This is a genomic window from Vibrio metschnikovii CIP 69.14 (assembly GCF_000176155.1).
GTDB lineage: Bacteria > Pseudomonadota > Gammaproteobacteria > Enterobacterales > Vibrionaceae > Vibrio > Vibrio metschnikovii.
The window spans coordinates 421,746-442,905 of the sequence record NZ_ACZO01000007.1 but is presented as its reverse complement, the minus strand read 5'-3'; the positions used below and the strand labels follow the sequence as shown (position 1 = coordinate 442,905).

The 21,160-nt window shown below is 42.1% G+C and carries 20 protein-coding genes; 13 read left to right on the top strand and 7 right to left on the bottom strand.

What is annotated here, in order from left to right; all coding sequences use genetic code 11:
* Positions 1 to 33: 33 nt before the first annotated feature.
* A complete protein-coding gene (locus VIB_RS13695) occupies positions 34 to 1,503 on the bottom strand; it encodes a hypothetical protein (RefSeq protein WP_004396802.1) in 1,470 nt (489 codons plus the stop codon).
* A gap of 23 nt (positions 1,504 to 1,526) precedes the next feature.
* Complete coding sequence (gene deoD, locus VIB_RS13690; protein ID WP_004396801.1) at positions 1,527 to 2,237, bottom strand: purine-nucleoside phosphorylase; 711 nt, start codon at positions 2,235 to 2,237, stop codon at positions 1,527 to 1,529.
* 404 nt (positions 2,238 to 2,641) lie between these two features.
* Here deoD and VIB_RS13685 point away from each other — a divergent pair, with 404 nt between their 5' ends.
* From VIB_RS13685 to VIB_RS13655, 7 genes are all read left to right on the top strand, one after another.
* A complete protein-coding gene (locus VIB_RS13685) occupies positions 2,642 to 3,598 on the top strand; it encodes a YbgA family protein (protein WP_004396800.1) in 957 nt (318 codons plus the stop codon).
* On the top strand, positions 3,588 to 4,400 hold the full coding sequence (locus VIB_RS13680; RefSeq protein ID WP_004396799.1) for a MerR family transcriptional regulator: 813 nt from the start codon (positions 3,588 to 3,590) through the stop codon (positions 4,398 to 4,400). Before VIB_RS13685 ends, VIB_RS13680 begins: the two co-directional genes overlap by 11 nt.
* Positions 4,397 to 5,824 carry a deoxyribodipyrimidine photo-lyase gene (gene phrB, locus VIB_RS13675; RefSeq protein WP_004396798.1) on the top strand — a complete coding sequence of 476 codons (1,428 nt, stop codon included), beginning with the start codon at positions 4,397 to 4,399 and terminating at the stop codon, positions 5,822 to 5,824. Before VIB_RS13680 ends, phrB begins: the two co-directional genes overlap by 4 nt.
* Complete coding sequence (locus VIB_RS13670) at positions 5,814 to 6,734, top strand: L,D-transpeptidase family protein (RefSeq protein WP_004396797.1); 921 nt, start codon at positions 5,814 to 5,816, stop codon at positions 6,732 to 6,734. Before phrB ends, VIB_RS13670 begins: the two co-directional genes overlap by 11 nt.
* A gap of 643 nt (positions 6,735 to 7,377) precedes the next feature.
* A complete protein-coding gene (gltS, locus tag VIB_RS13665) occupies positions 7,378 to 8,604 on the top strand; it encodes a sodium/glutamate symporter (protein ID WP_004396796.1) in 1,227 nt (408 codons plus the stop codon).
* Between the two features lie 376 nt (positions 8,605 to 8,980).
* The gene (gene gltS, locus VIB_RS13660; protein WP_040905170.1) at positions 8,981 to 10,207 is read left to right on the top strand and encodes a sodium/glutamate symporter; all 1,227 of its coding nucleotides are present in this window, start codon (positions 8,981 to 8,983) and stop codon (positions 10,205 to 10,207) included.
* Positions 10,208 to 10,625: 418 nt separating this feature from the next.
* On the top strand, positions 10,626 to 11,012 hold the full coding sequence (locus tag VIB_RS13655) for a hypothetical protein (RefSeq protein ID WP_004396794.1): 387 nt from the start codon (positions 10,626 to 10,628) through the stop codon (positions 11,010 to 11,012).
* Between the two features lie 160 nt (positions 11,013 to 11,172).
* Here the strand turns inward: VIB_RS13655 and nhaD are convergent, their stop codons facing one another.
* Entirely contained in the window at positions 11,173 to 12,609 is a 1,437-nt protein-coding gene (gene nhaD, locus VIB_RS13650) for a sodium:proton antiporter NhaD (protein WP_004396793.1), read from the bottom strand.
* A gap of 241 nt (positions 12,610 to 12,850) precedes the next feature.
* Here nhaD and VIB_RS13645 point away from each other — a divergent pair, with 241 nt between their 5' ends.
* Complete coding sequence (locus VIB_RS13645; RefSeq protein WP_040905168.1) at positions 12,851 to 13,135, top strand: DUF134 domain-containing protein; 285 nt, start codon at positions 12,851 to 12,853, stop codon at positions 13,133 to 13,135.
* 69 nt (positions 13,136 to 13,204) lie between these two features.
* Here the strand turns inward: VIB_RS13645 and VIB_RS13640 are convergent, their stop codons facing one another.
* The gene (locus tag VIB_RS13640; RefSeq protein ID WP_040905166.1) at positions 13,205 to 13,819 is read right to left on the bottom strand and encodes a PGAP1-like alpha/beta domain-containing protein; all 615 of its coding nucleotides are present in this window, start codon (positions 13,817 to 13,819) and stop codon (positions 13,205 to 13,207) included.
* Positions 13,820 to 13,882: 63 nt separating this feature from the next.
* Positions 13,883 to 14,599 (bottom strand): NUDIX hydrolase, encoded by a 717-nt coding sequence (locus tag VIB_RS13635; protein ID WP_004396790.1) that lies wholly within the window; start codon positions 14,597 to 14,599, stop codon positions 13,883 to 13,885.
* A 294-nt stretch (positions 14,600 to 14,893) separates the two neighbouring features.
* Between VIB_RS13635 and pncB the strand changes: the two genes are divergently transcribed.
* Both pncB and VIB_RS13625 read left to right on the top strand, forming a co-directional pair.
* On the top strand, positions 14,894 to 16,201 hold the full coding sequence (gene pncB, locus VIB_RS13630; protein ID WP_004396789.1) for a nicotinate phosphoribosyltransferase: 1,308 nt from the start codon (positions 14,894 to 14,896) through the stop codon (positions 16,199 to 16,201).
* 159 nt (positions 16,202 to 16,360) lie between these two features.
* Positions 16,361 to 17,401, top strand: coding sequence for an oxidoreductase (locus VIB_RS13625; RefSeq protein WP_004396788.1), 1,041 nt, complete (start codon positions 16,361 to 16,363; stop codon positions 17,399 to 17,401).
* A gap of 104 nt (positions 17,402 to 17,505) precedes the next feature.
* On the opposite strand, the gene VIB_RS13620 is transcribed toward VIB_RS13625, so the two are convergent.
* Positions 17,506 to 18,135 carry a response regulator transcription factor gene (locus VIB_RS13620; protein WP_004396787.1) on the bottom strand — a complete coding sequence of 210 codons (630 nt, stop codon included), beginning with the start codon at positions 18,133 to 18,135 and terminating at the stop codon, positions 17,506 to 17,508.
* A 160-nt stretch (positions 18,136 to 18,295) separates the two neighbouring features.
* Here VIB_RS13620 and VIB_RS13615 point away from each other — a divergent pair, with 160 nt between their 5' ends.
* Positions 18,296 to 18,685, top strand: coding sequence for a hypothetical protein (locus VIB_RS13615; protein ID WP_040905163.1), 390 nt, complete (start codon positions 18,296 to 18,298; stop codon positions 18,683 to 18,685).
* Entirely contained in the window at positions 18,682 to 19,461 is a 780-nt protein-coding gene (locus tag VIB_RS13610) for an EAL domain-containing protein (RefSeq protein ID WP_004396786.1), read from the top strand. The genes VIB_RS13615 and VIB_RS13610 overlap by 4 nt, the downstream gene beginning before the upstream one ends.
* 11 nt (positions 19,462 to 19,472) lie before the next feature.
* Here the strand turns inward: VIB_RS13610 and VIB_RS13605 are convergent, their stop codons facing one another.
* Positions 19,473 to 20,327 carry a hypothetical protein gene (locus tag VIB_RS13605; RefSeq protein ID WP_004396785.1) on the bottom strand — a complete coding sequence of 285 codons (855 nt, stop codon included), beginning with the start codon at positions 20,325 to 20,327 and terminating at the stop codon, positions 19,473 to 19,475.
* A 216-nt stretch (positions 20,328 to 20,543) separates the two neighbouring features.
* Here VIB_RS13605 and VIB_RS13600 point away from each other — a divergent pair, with 216 nt between their 5' ends.
* The gene (locus VIB_RS13600) at positions 20,544 to 21,140 is read left to right on the top strand and encodes a hypothetical protein (protein WP_147280979.1); all 597 of its coding nucleotides are present in this window, start codon (positions 20,544 to 20,546) and stop codon (positions 21,138 to 21,140) included.
* Positions 21,141 to 21,160 lie beyond the last annotated feature (20 nt).

Here is a 21,160-nt window from a genome sequence, read left to right as displayed (position 1 = left end):
TGCGGGCGGTTTTTAATGCTGCCGGAGGCTGCGTTATGATAAAAGCTCTTTTAATGTTAAAGGATGTTGAGTTACGCCTAAGTTTTGTGCTGCGGTGAAACCATATTTATCTTGATAACAGAGGTTATGCCAAGCACGGAAAATATCCAATAACGGCAAGATGCCGCCGGGACGTAATTTACGACGCGGCTCATTAATCAGCGATTCAAACAGTAATTGGAAGCGCTGTTGGTAGAAAGCTATTTGACGGGTGGAAGCGATCGATAGCCAATGCTCGGGATCGGGCTGATTACCCGCTAAATAACAGATCCCTTTCGCGCTATTCTGATGATTAATAATCGCCCATCGATCTCGCCACCAGCCCATGAGAACGATATCGATTTTGTTGAATGCATGATGGTTTGACCAGGTTTCATCCTCTTCAACGTACATCAGATGTACGGTGTTATTTTGGATACGAGGTAAGCAAACACTCATTGATGCGGAGCGTAATAAGGGATCTTGTGGCATGAAAATCGTCACAGGTTTATCGCTGTGACACAGATCGAGCACATGCAGATAATGAGCATACGCGGTATAGGGCGGGCGAATTAATGCTCCTTTTGATGGATAATCAAAACGCGTTAAATTCCCCATTGGGTCTTCAACATTGCCTCGCGCTAAAATCGTTTGATATTTTTGATCAATCCGTTCCCGTAAAATAGATGAAGAAACTGACAGCGGGAGGTTTGATTCTGAAGAGTAATCTTTACTGACAAAACGTGCAGGTAGATGATAAGGATCGTGATCGTTCGTTCCTTGCGCCTGTTCATGGATTGAATAGTTGACATGCTGACACAAAATATAACCGGTTTTGGCATCACCCGTTGCCATCCACAGCGCGCCATTATTGCTGCGAGGTTGTAGCGGCAAATAATAAGAGGCTAACTGATACGTCTTGGCGTGATTGACCCATCGAGCGTCAATCATGGCTAATTTACGTCGACATCGGCTGGCAATGTGTTCGACGTGATCATAAAAAGTTTTAGGATTGATGTGTAACTTGCGGCAAATTTCGCGCACAGAATATCCGGTAAACAGCAAGCCGAGTAAGCTCTCTTGTAATAAAAGTTTATTATTCGAACCTGACCATTTATCGACAAAAGTCGAGTGGCACTGTTTACAGCGATAACGCTGTCTGTCGCCACTGTAACCAAAAGCGTGATAAAGGTGCTTGTGAGTGTGCACCGATAAGCCAAAATTTTGACAATTATCGCGCCGGCACGCGGGCAAACCATCACTGTGTTGCTGACGTAAGCGATGCAGCTCATTAAGCACATCGCGATTATTAAGTAAGGGGGGGAAAGCTCCACACTCACGACAAACCATCGTTGGCCGCTTTGGGTTCGCATGTTGCAGAACATAATGTTTTGCGTCGCTCAAGCCAAAGTTATCACACGCCAATGTTTTACAAAAGTTGAGTTGCAAACCTTCAGCGGCCGCTGGTAGTTGGTCGTTAGACACGATCTCCCCCTCGGGGTAAAAAATTAAAGGTTGATTGCTGTATCGAGCGCAATGGTCATCATCTCATGGAACGATTTTTGACGTTCTTCTGAGCTGAGTTTTTCACCACGCAAAATATGATCAGAGACGGTGAGAATAGCGAGTGCGCGAGCGCCGTGCTCAGCCGCAACACCATAAATACCAGCGACTTCCATATCGACACCTAAGATGCCTAGCTTTTTCATCTTTTCAAAAATTTCTGGCTCTGGAGTATAGAAGAGGTCGGCAGAGAAAATATTACCGACTTTAACTGGAATTTGATGAGCGCGGGCTTGATTGACGGCGGTTTCTAGCAAGTCATAATCGGCCACTGCAGCAAAATCATGTCCGCCGAAACGGATGCGGTTTACTTTAGAATCGGTTGATGCGCCCATCGCGATCACTACATCCATTAAGTTAACATCATCACGAACAGCGCCACAGCTACCGATACGAATAATATTTTTTACGCCGTATTCAGCCAGCAGTTCGTGTACATAAATGCTCGCGGATGGAATTCCCATGCCGTGACCCATAACGGACAGTTTGACACCTTTGTAAAAACCGGTGTAACCGAACATGTTACGGACATCACAAACTTGGGTCACATCGTCTAAATAGGTTTCGGCGATGAACTTTGCGCGAAGCGGATCGCCAGGCATCAAAATGGTTTCTGCAAATGCGCCTGCTTGTGCGTTGATATGTGGGGTCGCCATCATTTTTCTCCAAGAGTTAATCAGTCACAATAGTTAATTACGATTATTGTTGACTGATGAATGTTCAGTTACAGCAATACTATCTTGTCGTACCAGCACTCCGTGAGAACTAAGTCACAAAAATACCTTGATAATCTTTTGAATGCCCAGTTGATAACTAAATCTGTTTAATTTGATGGCGCAATCGATTTGTTAATCGTTTGAATCACAAAGCACTCGTTTTCTCGCTGTAATTTTAGGCTTTTTAGCTGCTTGATCGAATAGGGAGACAAAAGATGCTCAGTTTCATGTACAAAAAAATAATTTGTATAACTTTGCGGAGCTGTGCTATACCTTATACAAATAAAATAATTGTACAACCATGAGTGATGTTACCCAACATTATCGTCATTAGGAGAAAAAAGATGGAATCGACCCCTATTCGCGTTGGTATTAGCGCTTGTGTACTCGGTGAACCGGTTCGCTTTGACTCAGGGCATAAAGTAAGCAACTTTGTAACCAAAGAGTTAGCCAACTTCTTCGAATTTGTTTCCGTTTGTCCTGAAGTCGGTATGGGGCTACCAGTGCCGCGACCAACCATACGTTTAATATCGAATAATGAACGCATCGCCTTGGTGGAGACAAAAGATGCCAGCCGTGATCATACGGCGGCCTTACTCAACTATTCTGAGCAGAAAATAGAGCAGCTGCAATCTGAACATCTATCCGGTTATATCGTGTGTGCTAAATCGCCGACTTGTGGTATGGAAAGAGTCAAAGTCTACGGTGAACGAGGCGGTGCTGAAAAAAATGGCGTCGGGTTGTACACGCAACAATTAATGCAACGCATGCCTTGGTTACCGGTTGAAGAGGATGGTCGATTAAATGACCCTGTGCTGCGAGAAAATTTTATTACTCGCGTTTTTTGTTTAAATGATTTTTACCAATCGCTTGGCTCACAGCCAACGGCAGGTAAAGTCGTAGAATTCCATTCGCGTTATAAACTCTCTTTAATGGCTCATCATCCGATGTCCTACAAAGCTTTAGGGCGTTTAGTCGCGGAAGTGACCAAATATCCGACCGACACCTTTATCGAGCAATATCGCTTAGGCTTAATGCAAGCACTTACTCACCGTATTAGCCGTAAAAATAATACTAACGTGCTAATGCACATCCAAGGTTATTTTAAACGCTCTTTGACCGCACAACAGAAAGCCGAGTTAGCGCGAGTGATTGATGAATATCGTCAAGGTTTATTGCCTCTGCTCGCGCCTTTAACGTTAATTAAGCACTATTTATCCATGTATCCTGATGAGTATCTTAGTCAGCAGCGTTATTTAGATCCCCACCCACAAGCATTGAGATTACGTTATGGACTATGAGGCGAAGCACTATGCGATTCGTGAAGTTGCGGAGTTAACCGGTGTTAAGCCTGTAACGTTACGTGCTTGGCAGCGTCGCTACAGCTTGTTGCAACCTTTACGTACCGAGAAAGGGCATCGGCTGTATACCGAACAGGATATTCAGACGATCCAAACCATTCAGAGCTGGTTATTAAAAGGCGTCTCGATTGGCAAAGTAAGTCAGTTGTTACACAACAATCAACTACCGGAAAGTGAGGTGCTGGACCCGGGTGGAGAGCTTGAAGCGTGTTCGGCGTTACTGGACGCGTTGGCTAAATTGAAACGAGCTAAAGCCGCGAATGTGATTGCCACGGTAATGAAAGAATACCCTTTGGATATTATTGAAGCGCAGTTTGTGTTGCCGGTGATTGAAGCTCTGGAAAAGGTCAAAGGACCATTACGCTCGCTGCAAAAGGGGCTGTTTAGCAGCCTGATGCTCAGTAAATTATCGAGTATTCTCGAATCGGAAAATAAAGCGGCGCATCGTGGTCCTTGTTTGTGTATCAGCTTTGATGGACACGGTAGCATTCTTGCTTGGCTTTGGGCGGTAATGTGGGCTGAAAAAGGCTATCAAGTGACGTTTATTGAAGGCGTTGACGATATGAGTGGCTTGCTCCAGCACGAAAGTTTGCACGACTGGCAAGGAGTGAGTGTGTTTTCACATCGAAGTTTAGCAGAAGCGCAGCGCTCTGCGTTGGCTCAGTTGAAAACCCAACTGCAGGATCACTTGGTCTTATCCAGTGTTTTGGATGTCTTAACCCATCAGGAGAATGAGTCATGAAACTGGTCTGGTTGCGCCGAGATTTGCGCGCGATAGATAACACAGCATTACAGCAGGCGATTGCCAGCGGTGAATCGGTTTCGGCCCTTTTCGTGGCCACACCTCATCAGTGGCAACGTCATGACTTGGCTCCGATCCAAGCGGATTTCATTTATCGCCGTTTGTTTACTTTGCAGCAAGAATTAGCGGCATTAAATATTCCTTTATTTTACAAACAGGTTGATGACTATCAACAAGCAAGTCAAGTGGTCAGTGAATTTGCACAAAGCTTGTCGGTCAATCAAGTGTTGGTCAATCGCGACTATGAATGGAATGAACAGCAGCGGGATAGCCAAACTGAACAGGCATTAAGTACGCTCGGGATTGATTGGTTAGCTTGTGATGATAAGTGTCTACTTACGCCTGGGCAGGTATTAAATAAACAAGGCGAGTATTTTAAAGTCTTTACACCTTTCAAACGGGCATGGTTGAGTCGGTTTACACCGCCAGTCATCGTTTCAACGCCAACTGCCGCAGTCAATCCGTTGTTAGATTCTGAACACAACGCGTTGTGGAATGAGAGGCAAGACTTTGCTTATCCACGAGTATCGAGTGATCAATGGCCCGTAGATTTTGAAACTGTACGCCACCAATTACGTCAGTTTTGCCAGCAATCGATCGATGATTATCATCAGCAACGTGATTTTCCTGCTCAGGAAGGCACGAGTCGGCTTTCTCCTTATCTGGCGATTGGCATGCTCTCGGTCCGGCAATGTATTGCGCGAATGTATGCGCAATCGCAATCTGGCCTGTTATCTTCTGGCGCGGAAATCTGGTTGAGTGAATTGATTTGGCGCGAGTTTTATCAGCATCTATTGGTGTTTGAAAGTAAATTATCGAAAGGCAAAGCTTTTCATTCATGGGGTGATCAACTGCAATGGTCTGATGATAAGCAAGCTTTTGCTCGTTGGTGTGAGGGTAACACTGGCTATCCGATTGTCGATGCGGCGATGCGGCAATTAAATCAAACCGGTTGGATGCATAACCGATTAAGAATGGTCGTAGCGAGTTTTCTGACCAAAGATTTGCACATTGATTGGCATTGGGGAGAGCGCTACTTTATGCAGCAATTAATCGATGGTGATTACGCGGCGAATAATGGCGGTTGGCAATGGTGCGCTTCCACCGGTTGTGATGGTCAGCCCTATTTTCGAATTTTTAACCCGATCACTCAAGGTGAGCGGTTTGATCCCAGTGGGCAATTTATTCGCCAATGGGTGCCTGAACTGGCCAGTGTGCCTACTGCCTATATTCATACGCCTTGGAAATGGCCTGGTGTTAAGTCTCTGTTATATCCTTCACCGATGGTTGATCATAAAGTAGCAAGAGAAGTAACCTTACGTCTCTACAAAGAAGCAAAGGATAATCCTATTGATGTTGCGTAACGGGTTTCTCATCGGTTTACTCTGGTTAAGTGGGCTTGCCTCTTTGCAAGCGGCAGTCTATGACTTGCCTAAAGAGGGCAGTCGCCTAGTCGGGCGGATGCATTATCATGAAGTGCAAGAAGGACAAACGTTGGCGCAGATAGCAGGCCAATATGATGTCGGTTTTCTGGCTTTAATGGCGGCCAATAAAGGCGTCGACCCGTTTCTCCCCCAAGCGGGTTTGGTGTTGACGATTCCTTCACAGGTCATTTTACCTGAGGTTGAGTATCAAGGCATTGTGGTCAATCTTGCCGAGTTGCGTTTGTATTATTTTCCACCTAATACTCAGCAGGTGCATATTTTCCCGGTTGGAATTGGTCGAATTGGCCGTGATACGCCAGAAATGACCACACAAATCAGCCAAATGCGCCGTAACCCAACTTGGACTCCGCCGCAGTCAGTACGTAATGAGTATTTGCAGCGTGGTATTGAGTTACCCGCGGTGGTTCCCGCCGGTCCAGATAATCCGATGGGTAACTATGCGATGCGCTTAGCCTATGGTTCAGGAGAGTATCTGATCCATGGTACTAACAAAGACTTTGGGATTGGCATGCGCGTGAGTGCGGGCTGTATTCGTATGGATCCGAAAGACATTGAGTGGCTCTTTCATCAAGTGGATCGCGGAGTAAAAGTGCGGATCATCGATGAGCCGATCAAAGTCACCTTAGAGCCTGATCGCAGTGTATACCTTGAAGCTCATGAGTCTCTAACCCGTAGTGATGGGAGTAAAAAATCCCTTGATTTGCCAGTTGAGTTAACCTGGTGGCTGAGCGCCTCTCATCATTCTGACGCACGTGCTCGAGCGGTCATTGCTGCGCAAAATGGTTTCCCGGTACAGGTGGTGGCGCCATCGGTCAGTGATGATTGGTGAGAATTATTTACCTTTGTGATTATCCTAATTCATATTTTTGTCACATATTTGTAATAATGTGCGTTCCGCCAATGGGATAGGGTTACCTAAAATCGTGGTTCCTGTGCTATAGTCCGGCCCGGTTATGGCCATGCAGCCTGTTGCGAACTTGAGTTTTTCCTTGGTTTCGACTCACAACCTATCCATGAGTCAGAGTATTCCACTACGATAGGAACAAGTAAATTGCAGGCTAGGGCGTGTTGATTTTTAGCTGAAAAAACATCGCTAAAGGTCAATTCGCCCTAGGGACATCTTCTCTTGTTCTATCCCAAATGATTTGGCGATAGAGGTTATAGCCACAACGCTATCCGATAGCATCGGTCATTTCTGTTGATGTAAAGGAGCCTATTGGCCCAGAAAGACCCGCTTTCGCGCACGCTCAACAGCAAAAAGGAGCGCAACCACCCACTTGTGGTGTGCTCCTTTTTACATTTTAAAGGGTAAACAGCGTGAGTTAACCATCGCTTATTCCACCCATTAAATCAGCCTAAGGCGCACAACATTGGTTGAGATACGTATCTTTGTGAACGTGAGCTATCGAATAGACTATCCCATTAACCCTCAATCATCATGGAGGATGAAGAGCATATTATGATGAGGTTGTATGAATCATTTAATTTCAGTTGGGGCACTGGAGTCCTTTTTAGTGGCGATCAGCGTACTGTTTTTAGGCCACTTTGTTAATGCTAGGCTACCGATTTTAAATAAATTCAATATACCAGAGCCGATTGTCGGCGGTTTAATTGTTTCATGCCTGATCAGCATGCTGCATTTTTATGGTATGGATTTAGAGTTTGATTTACCGCTGCAAAATACCTTTATGCTGATGTTTTTTGCCACTGTTGGCTTAGCGGCGAACTACACGCAACTTATCAAAGGCGGGGCCAAGGTGTTTCTCTTTTTGGCCATCGCGTCGTTTTATATCATTATCCAGAATGGCATCGGAGTCTCTATGGCGACTGCGTTAGGCTTGGATCCATTAATGGGCTTAGTGGCAGGGTCGATTACGCTTTCTGGCGGACACGGTACTGGTGCCGCTTGGTCGCAAACTTTCCAAGAGATGTATGGCCTTGATAATGTGCTTGAGATAGCCATGGCATCGGCCACCTTCGGTTTGATCATTGGCGGCTTAATTGGTAGCCCGGTCGCTCAGCGTTTGGTAAACAAACACAATATGGAATCTGTGTATGGTCGAAGCTCTAAAACCCATGAACGGCATCCTGAAATTATCACTTATAACGAAAATGAGGAAGATAAAGTCACCGGAAAAAAGGTGGTTGAACAACTGTTCTTTTTGATTGTTTGCGTGGTTGGAGCGCGATACGTTTCACAATGGGCAAGTACTTTAGAAATCCAATGGCTGATGATCCCTGATTTCGTTTATGCTTTGTTTATCGGAGTGATCATCACTAACGTACTCGAAGTGACGAAAGTTCGTAAGCTCGATACTGAAACCATCGACATGCTGGGAACCGTCTCGCTGTCCTTATTTTTGGCGATGGCGTTGATGAGTTTAAAGCTGTGGAATGTGCTCGATTTAGCCATCCCATTTTTAATTATCCTCACTGTACAATCCATCGTCCTCGCTTTCTTTACCTATTACGTGACTTTTAAATTCATGGGTAGCAATTATGATGCTGCGGTGATTGCTGGTGGGCATTGTGGTTTTGGCTTAGGAGCGACACCAACCGCAGTGATGAATATGGGTTCGATTGTCAATCGTTATGGCCCTTCACCACAAGCCTTTATGGTCGTGCCTATTGTCGGTGCCTTTTTTATTGATATTGTTAACCTGATCGTTTTGCAAGGGTATATCAGCATCTTTGGTTAAGTCTCGTTTTGAGACGATGACTGAGGTTAGCGTTTGAATAGCCTTCAATAGAAAGAAAGCCCAAGTCGCTAAACGCCGCTTGGGCTTTCTTTTTTCCTTTCTCTTTTTCCGCGATTGTTTATATCTCCTTCCTACCTGCAACTCTAAGTTGTTTGGCTATAAGCAACCTTTTTCAATCATGATTCTGTTTGAGGGCTGATGCTTGCATTTTTCTCAAATTACGAGAATTAATAGCGATTAATTTGCTTTTTATTCTTATTTTTTGGGAATTAAACAGCAATTGGTTCTAGAAATAGAAGCTATTGCTAGGCACCCTGCCAAAGTACCCATTTCAATTAGGGAATCACCGAAATCATACATGCAGTTGAGAGGTAACATGAATCAGGTTATTGCTATTGGTCCCCTAGAGTCTTTTCTAGTGGCAATCAGTGTGCTTTTTTTAGGGCGTTCTATTAATTTTCACATCCCGATCTTGAAGAAATTCACCATACCAGAGCCGATCGTCGGTGGCTTGGTGGTCGCCAGCGTACTGACCATATTACATTTTAATGCGGTAGATATACGTTTTGATTTGCCGTTACAAAACACCTTTATGTTGATGTTTTTTGCTACCGTTGGCCTTGCCGCGAATTACACTCAATTGGTTAAAGGCGGTCTCAAAGTCTTTTTATTTTTGGCTGTCGCTTCTGTTTTTATCGTTGTTCAAAACGCCGTAGGCATTTCGTTAGCGACTTTGCTTGGGTTAGATCCGTTAATGGGGCTGATTGCGGGTTCGATTACCCTGTCAGGCGGTCATGGGACCGGAGCGGCTTGGGCACAGACTTTTCAAAATGCCTATGGCTTAGATAATGTGCTCGAAATTGCCATGGCTTCTGCGACTTTTGGCTTAATCATTGGTGGGATCATTGGCAGTCCAATGGCGAAAAGATTGATTGATAAACATCATCTACAATCTGACTACGGTATTGGCAATCAAACCCATCAGCGCTTTCCTGAGCTTGTCACGTACAACGAGCATGAAGAAGACCGTGTGACTGCTAAAAAAGTAGTTGAAAGTTTAGCTACGATTTTACTGTGTGTCACAGGGGCACATTATGTTAGCCAATGGGTGGCACATTTTCAGATCGCTTGGTTAATGGTTCCGGATTTTGTTTATGCGCTCTTTATCGGTGTTGCTATCACCAATCTGTTGGAGGTGAGCAAAATGGGTAAGATCGATACCGAAACGGTCGATATTCTAGGCACTGTATCGCTGTCATTATTTCTCGCAATGGCGCTGATGAGCCTTAAGTTATGGAATGTGTTTGATCTTGCGCTGCCCTTTTTAATTATTCTTAGTGTTCAATCGGTGATATTAGCGCTGTTCGCGTATACGGTGACTTTTCGAATAATGGGCAAAACTTATGATGCCGCGGTGATGGCGAGTGGCCATTGTGGTTTTGGCTTAGGGGCGACACCAACGGCAGTGATGAACATGGGGTCGATAGTCAACCGTTATGGACCTTCTCCCCAAGCTTTTATGGTGGTGCCGATTGTCGGGGCCTTTTTCATTGATATTGTGAATCTGATCGTTTTGCAAGGGTACATCACTCTATTGCGCTAATGTTGATTATCCCCTTTCGAGTTAAAGCGGTAGCGTTAAATCGGAAAGGGATAAGTTCCGTAACGCTCTCTCGATGACGATTAACGCTTTTGTAGGGGATTTTACTGACTATTCATTTTGCGTATCTCTAGGTACGATAACCAGATACCATTTGATACTCTCACCGTTAGTGACTGGCGAAAAGGTAGGTATCAGCAAATGGGTTTGGTTGATCACGCGAGGAGTTGGTTAATTAATCGACGATCACGCTAAGGTTAAGTCAGTAAATCGAATCTTGTTCTATACTTATGCATATTGTTCATTACCAAAATATGTGTATTTATTTGAGCGCTAGAGGTTGTGATGCTTGGCTCAACGGAATCAATCAGCGGTCGTCATTCGCAGGATAGTAAGCAGCACATAGCAGGAGGAGAGGAGCATGCATCGTCAGTGGTTTAAAACAGCAATTACCCTGCTGTTGCTTGCTCTGTTAGTCGCTTGTAGCCAAGAAGAATTAGAGCGTCTGGCAGATAGACCGACGTTCTCTTTTGAAGGTAAGTACGATAATCAACACAATCAAGATATGTTGCTCTTCAAAGACGGTGAAGTGGCGTTTGAGTCAAACGGTACTCGTTTGTGGCAACGCAGTTTTATCGTTAAAGATAATCAATTGGCGATACAGTTTCGGCAAAGTTCGAAAGAGAAGCGGGATGATTTAGTTATGCGTATTCACGGTGGCGGGGAAGTTTTAACCTGCAGTGCGTGTGCGTTGTATCAGATGAGCCATGTCTGGGTACGTTTAGATGCCGATCCACAAAACAACTAACGGCAGTGTATGGTTTAGCAGTACTACCGTAAATGCTGGTCGATGATCAATAAAATCAAGGCAGAGGATTTGATGATCATCATCCCTCTGCCTTGGTTTATTGAGCGTTGCTAGCGGTGTCGATGACTGTCTTCAACACCATAGCAATATTGAGACAAGATTAGGTAAATAGTCCTTGGTTGAGCAGTAGGTGCACGGCAATACTCGCTACGTAACCCAGCATGATCACCGGAGCCCATTTTAAGTGGCCGACAAAGGTGTATTTACCGTGTGCTGCCCCCATTAAAGCCACTCCAGCTGCTGAACCAATAGAAAGTAAGCTACCACCAACGCCCGCAGACAAGGTAATTAATAACCAGTTGCCGAGCGACATCTCCGGTTCCATACTCAATACCGCAAACATAACAGGGATGTTATCGACAATCGCCGACAAGATACCCAGCGCAATATTCGCCCACACAGGATCCCACTGGGTATACATCAGCTCCGACATCAGACCTAAATAACCGAGCAGGCTTAGCCCGCCGACACACATCACCACGCCGTAGAAAAACAGGAGCGTGTCCCATTCGGCATGAGAAATACGTCGAAAAACATCGAAAGGAACCACAGAACCGAGACGTTTTAACGCGGCCTCATCATTTTTCGCCATCGCCATTGCGGCTTTTTTAGCTAATGAGCTGGCTAATGTTTTTCTGAGGAAATATCCAAAGAATTGTAAGTACCCAAGCCCCATCATCATGCCAATCACGGGTGGGAAGTGGAATAGGGCATGAAAAGAGACCGCGGTTGCGACGGTAAAAATAAACAGCGCGACAATTCGTCGTGCGCCGCGCTTCATTTCTACCTGTTCATAAACCGCGTCTGGCTGCTCTTTAGGTAAAAACCACGACATAATGAAGGCAGGGATCAGATAATTGACCACTGAAGGTACAAACAGATCCATAAACTGCATAAACGTGACATGACCGGCTTGCCATACCATGAGAGTGGTAATATCCCCAAATGGACTAAATGCTCCCCCTGCGTTAGACGCTAAGACAATATTGATACACGCCAGATTGACAAACTTGGTGTTGCTACCACCAACTTTCATCACGACCGCGCACATCAGTAGTGCGGTGGTTAAGTTATCGGCAATCGGTGAGATAAAGAAAGCCAAAATACCGGTTAGCCAGAATAAAGTTTTAAAATTAAAGCCTTTACCGACCATCCAAGCTTGCAGCGCATCAAATAAGCGCCTCTCTTCCATCGCACTGATGTATGTCATGGCAACCAGCAAGAACAGCAATAGTTCTGCGTATTCCAGCAAGTTATGTTCGAGCGCTGCTCGTGCAATATCAACATTACCATGCTGTTGATAGGCATAGCCAATCATCGCCCAAATCAGTCCGGCAGCAAGCAAAACCGGTTTCGATTTACGCAGTTGTAAGTACTCTTCTAGCATCACCAGCGCATAGGCGAAGCAAAATAAAATTAAAGAGGCATAGCCAATCGTCGAATGAGTAAGTACAAGTGGTGCGTCATGGGTGGCATTACTTGCAGACGCGAGTTGAGGGATCAATAACAAGCCAAAACCGATCCACAGTCGATTCATTATAGGTACTCCAATAGTCAAAAACCGGCAGAGTGTACTGATTATTAGCTAAGTTGAATGTGAGATAGGTTATAAATGTTTAATTTGTTTTGCTTTTGTATCATTTTGTTAAATTTATCAATCAATAGCAGCATCAGCTTGATTCTAAAGCGTTACGTTGCCTTTTCTTGCTAAAATGACACAATACCGATTAACGGCGCTATGAATGCCCAGAAAAGAGAAAAGAGAAAAGAGAAAAGAGATGGCTCGTCCTAAAATTCCCAGACACATTTGTGGTGTGCCTGCACAAACGTGTTTCAAGCCTAACGGTATTCCGATGGCACAATTACCACGCGTCACATTAGCAGCCGATGAGTTTGAAGCGATCCGATTAGTCGATTACCAAGGTTTACAACAGCAAGAGGCGGCGTTGGTCATGGGCGTATCGCGGCAGACACTCGCTAATTTAGTCAAAGCGGCCAGACGTAAAGTCGCGGACTGTTTATTGCATGGTAAAGCGCTGATGATGGAAACGCCCTCTGAATAAGTCGTGGGTATGTTTTCAATCACCAGCGGTTTGATACGAAGTGCAATATCGTCTGAAGTTTAAACAGCTTTAGTGTCGGAAGCGGTCATAACGAAGAAAGTGGTCGATTTGCTCGGCAACGGAATGATTAAACAGCATGCTCGTATGAGTGGTCGATATCGCGATGTGATCCGTCATGCCAGCTATTTTGGTTTCTTGTACGGTAACGGTGCCATCGGAGTCCAGTTGATCACGCAGTAAAAGGCTGCGCAGACCTAAAGGTATTGTGCCGGCAATACTGCCAAGCTTTTGCGGATAGCGCCATTCGTCGTGGTGTTGTTTTAACCCAAATTCGGCAGAATTACCTAATGCTGCCCCTAAACCTAATTGCTCAATTTTATTGACGATCGAAGCGCCTTGCAAAGGAGAGCCAATGGCGACGACATGGGAGACGGTATCACCAGAAGGCGTGCGTGATTCTAGATAACGTTTAATCACCAATCCGCCTAAACTGTGTCCGACTAAAGCATTGTGGGAACCATGAGCGATCGCCCGGTCAAGGCGGCGGAAAATAGTCTCATCATCAATGGCTAGTGAGTTGTAGCTAATGGTTTGAGTACGATAACCCAATTTATGCAGACGATGGCTCAGAGGATGCATTACCAATCCATGCATATAGAGTCCATGAACAAGAATAATCTGCATTGCTTCCTACCTATCTATTATCAGTTGACCTCATCACCGTTACTGTACATGATTTTCGATCGGTTAACCTCGTAAACAGGTTTGAAAATAGGTCACTTCGTGACTAGCCAGACGATAAACGGTGGCTGGCTTGCCACCTTTGCCTTTACAAGAGGCGGCCATCTTATTGGTACTAACGATCACTCCGGTATTGATCAAGCGGCGTTTAATGGTCATACGATTGACTTCGACACCAAATTTGGTGTAGGCGTCAATAATGTCAGCCACTAAAAACTCTTTTTCTAATGAAAATAATACCACCGACGTGTATTCAACCGCAGCGCGTAATTTTTGCCATGCATGCTGAATTTGTGCGACATGATCAAAAGCCAGTGCCATTTCCCCGTTAAGTAGGGGAGGAAGATCAAACCAATTGGCTCGTTCGGGGTCGATGCCAAAATCTTCGATTTGTTTAACATTAGAAGCGTTTAATAAAGCGTAATGAGAAATGCTGACACTCCAGCCATTCGGATCGCGTTTGGGATTACCATCAACCAGCGGATCGCTGATAAAGTTGGGATAGGTATGGACTTTTTGCCGACAAATACGTCGTCTCGCCGCATCAAAATCCTCATCGACCGGTTCACCACCATGAGCGGTCATATCTTCGTCATAGACTATCCCACCGGGCAATGCCCATTTACCACAATCCGGCCGATTTGGATTAGAGCGTTTCACCAGTAAAACCTGGATAGATTTCGGCGCAAGACGCAGACAAATCATATCGATAGTGACAATCATAATGGCTTCCCTAATAAACAACGGGCTTATTTTAGGTAAGTGCATGGTGATGGTCAAATGTAAATAACACTTTGTGACAAACATAACTCAGATAACAAGCGTACTGTAATTGTTGTTATGGCTACGTCCTTACCCCTCAATATCCATAATTATAATAAGGCTAAATAACGACTGACTAGGTTTGTCACAAAAGTTGACAAACTTACAAGGGTACTTTATTGTTCGCCCAAAGTTAGCAACACGTTGTTACTAACGTAATGACTGAATGAAACCGAACGAAAGGATGGCATCATCATGAGCGCTCGCCTATTTTCTCCTCTTTTTATCCGCAGTTTATTGGATCTTGATGCCTATAAAATCAATATGATGCAGGCCGTTCATTCGTTGTATCCGGATGTTGAGGTGCGCTATGAATTGATTGTACGCAGCGATGAAGACATCAGTGGCTTATTAGAAGAAGTTCGCCAAGAAATCAATCATTTGGCTTCACTGCGTTTTTCGGATGTTGACATTGTTTATTTAGAGCAACATGCCCCGCACCTTAATCACACTTTTTTACAGTCATTACGCTATTTCCATTTTCAACCAGAGCGTCAAGTAGAAATGGGGATCATTAAGCAAGAGGGCAAACGCCAGCTACGCATAGCGATTCAAGGTACGTGGCGAGACACCATTTTATATGAAACATTAGTGATGGCTTTGATCTCGGAAGTTCGTAGCCGTCGTCACTGGGCGCAAGTGCCCGCCGAGTTACCGATGCAAGTATTGGCTGATAAAGTGCAAGCTTTAAAAGCAGAAATTGCTCAGCGTGGGATCAGCAACTTCTCATTAACCGAAATGGGTACGCGGCGACGCTTTTCCAGCCAAGTTCAGCGAGATGTGATTGCTTACTTACAACAAGAAATTCCCGAGCAGTTATTAGGCACCAGTAATTATCATTTTGCTCGTGAATTTAATCTCAAGCCGATTGGTACGATTGCTCATGAGTGGTTTATGGGCCATCAAGCGTTGGTTAATGTCGGAGACTCACAACGCGTTGCCCTTGAACAGTGGCTGCGCGCTTTTGATGGTCAGCTTGCTATTGCGCCAACCGACACCTTGAATATTGATGCTTTTCTCAACGATTTTAACGTCCATTTAGCGAAAGCGTACGATGGGGTACGGCATGACTCAGGTTGCCCATTTATCTGGGGTGATAAGATGATTGCTCACTATGAGAAGCTTGGCATTGATCCACGTAATAAGCTGTTTATTTTTTCTGACGGGCTTAATTTTGCGCGAGCACTTGATTTGTGTGAATACTTTGCTGGTCGGGTGCCAGTTTCGTTTGGGATTGGTACTTTCTTGACTAACGATCTGGCGGATTGGAAAAATGCGCAAGGCAAAGTCTATAAGCCACTGTCTATCGTGATTAAGTTAACGGAATGCCGCGGTCGACCCGTCGCCAAAATCAGCGATGAGCCACAAAAAGCGATGTGTGAAGATCCTATCTTCCTCGCCAATCTCAAACAGCGTTTCAATATCGAGGTCGATATTGATGCGTTGATAGCCGAGCTGAAACAAAAAAAGCATACGAAACGACATTACATCGCCGCCGCCTAATTGAGTTCTATTTGCTAACCACTATCTTTTTGATGGTGGTTTTTTCTTTTATGGGCTGCTGACTATCAAATGCTTTCTATGATAAACAAACCTTTACCCCAAGAGCGGCATTGGGCATGATGAAGATAGTCTCGACATACTAAAAGAGAAGATTCAATTATGACTTACCACCCAATAAAAACCGCCGTTATTGGCTATGGCTACTCGGCAAAAACCTTCCATTTACCTTTTATTCAAAGTTTACCTGAACTGACATTGTGCGCGATCAGTTCCAGTCAGCAAGCGGCGGTCGAAGCTGATTGGCCACAAGCTCAGTGGTATCAAGATGCAGAGAGTCTGCTGGATAATAGCGATGCTGAGTTAGTTATCATCACCGCGCCCAATGATGTCCATTTTCCTCTAGCAAAGCGAGCGCTAGAAAACGGTAAGCATGTGATCGTCGAAAAACCATTTGTCACCAGTGTCGAAGAGGGACGGGCCTTGATCGCTCTTGCGCATCAGCAAGGTCTGTTACTGAGTGTCTTTCATAATCGACGTTGGGATGGGGATTTCCTCACCGTGCAAAAACTGATTAAAGAGGGACGATTAGGTGAAGTACGCCTGTTTGAGTCACATTTTGATCGCTATCGCCCGCAAGTACGTCAACGCTGGCGTGAACAGTCACAACAAGGTGGCGGAATATTGTTTGATCTTGCTCCTCACCTACTTGATCAAGCGCTGGTGCTGTTTGGTTTACCACAAGCCATTAATGCCCAATGCCGTATAATGCGTCCCGGCGCGCAAACCATTGATTACTTCAACCTCATCTTACACTATCCCGATCACCTGGTGCATCTGCACGCTAACCTCTACAGCCCAGAGCCTAATTTACGTTTTAATGTGTTGGGCACGAAGGCCAAGTTTGTTAAGCAGGGGCTTGACCCACAAGAAGACTATTTAAAGCAAGGTAGGTTGCCTGACAGCCCCGAATGGGCAAAAGAAGACTTATATCTCTATGGGCAACTATACAGTGAGCAAGGCTCAGAATTAATCGAGACAGAAGTCGGTGGTTATCAACACTACTTTAAAGCCATTGCCGATGCGATTCGACTTGGCAGCGACAACCCAGTACCCGCAGAGCAAGCGCTACAAAATATTCAATTGATAGAGATGGCGCTGCAAAGTAGCGAGACAGGGAATATTCTAATTGTTGATATTTAAAGAATAAATCAGTCTTGCACTGTAACTATTATTTAATTAAAAAGGGGATTTTCTTATCCCCTTTTGATATATAATTCATCATGTATTAACCTTTTTATCACAATCTAATCGTTTTCTTGATCTACTTTATTATTTGCAATGTGAGATAACTCAATAATATTTTTCGCATTGAGTTTTTCTAATATTCTATTCTTATAAGTACTTATTGTTTTGCTACTCAATATCATTTCTTTTGCTATTTCTTTATTGGGCATACCAGAAACCAAATAATTGAAAACTGTCAACTCTCGTGGAGAAAGAATGGATAGATCATTATCTTTTTCTATTTGTTGTTTAAAATTTAACGAATCAGGAAAATATTTATATCCAGAAGAAATAGCTTTAAGAGCCTCAATAACATATGATATATCTGCATTTTTAGATAAAAAACCGGATGCTCCCGATAGAAGGGCTCGATTAGCATAAAAGTTGCTAGGTTGCGCAGTTAAAACTAAAACTTTAGGTGGATTATCAATATTCTCTAGCCTTTTTATAACTTCCAGACCATCTAACATAGGAATACCTATATCTAATAAAAGAATATTAGGTTTTTTAAGTTTAGTTAAATTTAAAGCATCTACACCATTATCAGTCGTAGCAACAACTTCGTAACCATGTTGAGTAAGTAAAGCTGACAGGGCCATTACAATAACTGGATGGTCGTCAACAATAATGACAGTGTTTTTATTCATCATAAGAGAGTAATCATCATAATACAGAAAAAGGATGTAAGAATAAAACAACTATCCCTGATTTTATGTAGGGTAATTCTTATGTCTCATTGGCTTTATTCCTATAGTTTAACTTTTAGCTGTAAACTATATTGGATGATTATTAAGTCACTTGGTGTTTGATATGATTGCGGCTATTGTTGATAATAATAATTCTTATTTCAAATTGATGTTAGAATGTAGAGAGTTAACTAAAAAATTACAGATTGATTCAATAATGTTTTTTAAAGATAAAGCAAGTTTAATGGAATGGGATTCTAATTATACTTATAATGATTCTAAGTTGTTTTTAGTTAATCCTGAGTTTTTAAAAAATGAAGATCTTATATACATGTTAAATAGAGAGGGTGGGGTGAGCAATTATTTGGCAATAATTGCTGGGAGAAGTGATAAAATAGATTTGTCTTGTTATATAGAATATGTGAACTGTAAGTATGTAGGTATGTTAGATAATGATTCAACTTCAATTAAAAAAGTGTTTTTTATATTAAAAAGATTAGAGTTATTACAATGAGAAATGAATGTAAAATTGATCTTAATATAATTAAAGATGGAATTGTCAATAATGAGTTTTTTGGTTTTTTTCAGATGAAAATTGATATTCATAATGATATGATAATAGGTTTTGAAGTTTTAGCTAGGTGGGATTGTAAATGGTTTGGAAAAATATTAGATCCTAAGTTTTTTTTAAATGGAGTTAAAGAGCTGAATCTTCTTGATAAGATGTTTATTTCCATTTACAAGTATGGCCTTGATTTCCATAAAAAATTAAGTTTTATAAAAAAAGACTTCACTTTTTCTTATAATTTAGATATTAGTCAGATAAGAAATAGAGAGTTAATGGAGGAGATTGATTGGCTGGCGGAAAAGTTTAAATTAGATAAAAGTTTAATTGAGATTGAAATAACAGAGGACGAGAAGGATTATTATCCAATTGAAACAAAAGAAAATATTTTATATTTGATTGGTAAAGGATTTAAGGTATCTATAGATGATTTTGGTACGGGATATTCTTCATTGGAAAGACTTTGTTATTATCCATTCTCAGCTATAAAGCTTGATGCTGTTTTTATAAAAAATATAGAAAACAGCACAAAGCAAAAAAACATAGTAAAAAATATATTAAATCTAGCAGATGATCTTGGTGTAGATGTTATATTAGAAGGTGTTGAATCAAAAATCCAGTTAGATACTGTAAAGTTGTTAGGTTGTAAGTATGTTCAAGGATTTTATTATTCTGTTCCTTTGTCTAAAAATAATACTTTTAAAAAAATAATAAAGTATCAATAGAAATTATATTATTAATTACTTCTATCGTTTACGCAGATAATGTTTAGTCTAGATGATGTTGGCATTATTGTACTTTTTCCTGTAAGGAGCAGTCCTTTTTCATCATGCCCCCAATAAGGTAAATCCTTTGGTAACTTCTCATCAATAAAAACTTCAGTTAGTAACAAATTTTTCCATTCATCATGAGATGGAAGTCTCATATTAATATATTCACAGACTTCAGTAGCTTCTACATAATTAAGTCTATTCCATGCCTGATTGTTCTCAACATAAAATGGAATTTTTGTTGATGTGACATAAGGAAGAGAAAATTGTAAATTTTTAACTATCTTAGACATTCTTATGCTTATAGGGTCGCCATTAAAATTTTTCTTCTCACTATTATTTATATTTTTCATATTATTCTTACTACTTATGGTATCTTTATTGGTTTTATTTGAATTTATAAAAACTTCGCGTAAAAACGCATTTTCAAATCCTTTGATTGATTGTACGATTCTTAGTGTGTCTTTAGCTTGGTCATATTTTTCTATTGGACCAATAAGGCATCTATCAGCTTTAAATTTTTCATCAGGTTTTAATAAAATATCATAAGATATTTTATTATGGAAATGACTAAGATCATTCAAAAAGAAAGGTTTTCTGAACATTCCACATTGAATCCAAAATACTGAATCGATATTTTTTGGTTTTTTATCATGCCATAAACCACTACCTATTGGACAGGAAGACTCTAATATAGGGGGTAGATTATTATTTTCTTGGTTAACTTTACAGGGGAAACCATTAGCAAATCCTTGAGTGGGAAGTAGAATGATAATGAATAGAGTTATGTATAAATACATTGATTTATTATTAAATTCCATAGTGTTACAAAATAGTTATTTAAAGAGTTAGTTTACAATATAAACTATAAATTTTATAAAAAAAGTAGAAATAATAAATTTTTAGATAAATATAAACCCAATCCATGCGAGGAATTTTCCTACATTCTACAAAGAATGATACTACATTCGAGGTGTTATTTTTAGTTTATTATATAACTGAATTGGTTAGCCCAATTGAAAAAGCAGTGTAACTAAATGAAATTTAATAATTTAATAGAGAGTAAAATTATGTTTAATAAAAAATCAGTCTTAGCCGTTGTTGTTGGTAGCTTGGTTTCAGGTGCAGCATTTTCAGCAGTGGATGACACTGCTCGTGTTGATAACCTTAAGTGGGTCGCTGATATTACTACTCAAGTACCAAATGGTAACATTGTTATTACAGATATTAATGATAAAATTATTGAAGCTGGTCATGAGTTTGACTTAGGTCGTGTAGCTCCAGATTTAAGTTTTGACTACAACTTTGGTAGTGAAGCGATTCTTAAAGCTTGGGGCTGGGAAGATGCGAATGACGACGGCAAACCACAACAAAATGAATTAACCGATCTTGTATCTGCGGCATGGACTGTGAATTCTGTCCGTTATCACGCTGTTTCAGGTGGTGCTGTTACGCCACTATCAAGCAATATCACTGTACAGATTAATGGTCAAGAGGTGACGTTAGGTGCTGAGGATATTACAGAAGCTTCACAACTTTCAATTCTTCTAAAATCTGATGCTCCAACGGAAGAACTAGAAAATGTCTCTAAAGTTGTGGCAACGATGTCTATTACTGCACGTCAAGACGTTTAATTAGTATAACGTTTCTAATA